The organism is Pyxidicoccus fallax, from assembly GCF_012933655.1.
GTDB lineage: Bacteria > Myxococcota > Myxococcia > Myxococcales > Myxococcaceae > Myxococcus > Myxococcus fallax.
The window spans coordinates 1-1,534 of the sequence record NZ_JABBJJ010000690.1 but is presented as its reverse complement, the minus strand read 5'-3'; the positions used below and the strand labels follow the sequence as shown (position 1 = coordinate 1,534).

Annotated in this window: 1 protein-coding gene and 1 pseudogene; both read right to left on the bottom strand. The window is 73.5% G+C overall.

The window, feature by feature from the left end; all coding sequences use genetic code 11:
- Positions 1-103: 103 nt before the first annotated feature.
- On the bottom strand, positions 104-643 hold the full coding sequence (locus HG543_RS53535) for a hypothetical protein (RefSeq protein WP_169352658.1): 540 nt from the start codon (positions 641-643) through the stop codon (positions 104-106).
- Between the two features lie 675 nt (positions 644-1,318).
- Positions 1,319-1,534, bottom strand: a pseudogene (locus HG543_RS53530) (hypothetical protein); the annotation flags it as partial.

Genomic DNA, 1,534 nt, shown 5'->3' with positions numbered 1-1,534 from the left:
AACGTCTCGTGGGATCGGAGATGTGTATAAGAGACAGCCGCCGGCCTCGGACGCTCCGAGCATGGAGCATCAAGCCGGACGGGTCGGCAAACCCGACCAACCCCTAATGCATCGCAGGCCGTCCGTACTTCGCGTCCGGCGGCACCCGCTTCACCCGCGAGGGCCGCTCGAAGTACTCCACCACCAATCCTCCGAAGGGCACCCGCGGCCCGTCGGCGCGCGGGTCCTTCAGCCGCTGCAGCAACGCCACCGCGGAGTCCACCGCCTCATCCACCGCGCGATTGATGCGCTCGCGCTCCCAATCCCCGCCGCCGAGCACCTCGGAGGCATCCACCAGGCAGCGCCGCAGCGCCGCGAACTCGTCATAGAGGGCGCGCGCGCCGCGCTCCGGCGACAGGCGCAGCACCGCCCGCGTGCGGCTCCAGGGGCTCGACTCCTCGCCGTCCAGCGTGAGCCCCACCTCGCGGATGAAGGCCTCCACCAGCCCGTCCAGCTGCCCCAGGAAGGCCCGCGGCTCCACCTCGTTCGAGGCCAGCCGCGTCCGGCGCCACAGCGCCGCGATGCGGTCCGGCTGCTGGCGGAAGAAGCGCGCCAGCACCGCTGCCCTACGTCCCCGCTCGTTCATGTCCGGTGCCTTCCGCATCGCGACGGGAGGCAATAGCAAACGGGTTGCCAACGCCCGCAAGCCCTCGTTTCCGAGGGAAATCAACGAGTTGCGTGGCACCCCCAGGCGAGCAGGGGGGCCTGCATCAGGTAATTTCTCCGGTGCACCGGCTGTAGGGGTGTCCGGAACGACAGGCGGACTCCCGGTGAGGGGCCCCCGCGCCTCACCGGCCGCTCGGCCCGGGAGATCGCGGCCCCCAAGGTGCCAGCCCAAGTGAGTGGAGGTGAGGAAAGGGGTCCCTCCGGGCGCTTCGGTGCGGCGTGGAGGAGGGCCGGGTGGATCGCGGCCCTCCGCCCGGGTGTCTCGGTTCCGTGTGGAGGCGTGTGGACGGGCGATGCGGATGCGCTCGCTCTGTGCGGCGTGGCGGCGGGCCGGGTGGCTCGGGCCGCCCTTCGGGCATCTCGGTACCGCGTGGGGGCGTGTGGGACGGGCGATGCGGAAGAGCCCGCTCCGTGCGCCAACTGTACGGCGTGAGGACGTGGGGCGAGACGGAAGGCTTGGCTCCGGGCGCCTCTGTGCGGCGGAGGGTGCGGCGCAAGGCACTCGGGCGCCTCCATGCGGCGTGGGGAGGCGGGGCGAGGCGGGAGGCGCACTCGGGCGCCTCTGTACGGCGTGAGGACCTGGGGCGAGGCGGGAGGCCGCGCTCCGAGCGCCTCAGTGCAGCGTGGGCTTGGACGGACGGGCGCGCGGGTCGCCGTCGTCCCCGGGCTCGCCGGGAGTGCCCACGTCGGAGGAGGGCTCCTCCACGCCGCGCTCCCAGCCGGTGGGGGCTTCCGGGGCGCCATGGGCCTCGCCGGGAGGGACCTGGGTCTCCGCGGAGTCCGCTTCGGTGGGCGGGGCGCCGCCGGCCCACTCGGGCCAGGCGAGCTC

Coding starts and splice junctions, on each gene's coding strand:
- HG543_RS53535 (WP_169352658.1), bottom strand. CDS start 643: ATGCGGAAGGCACCGGACATGAACGAGCGGGGACGTAGGGCAGCGGTG.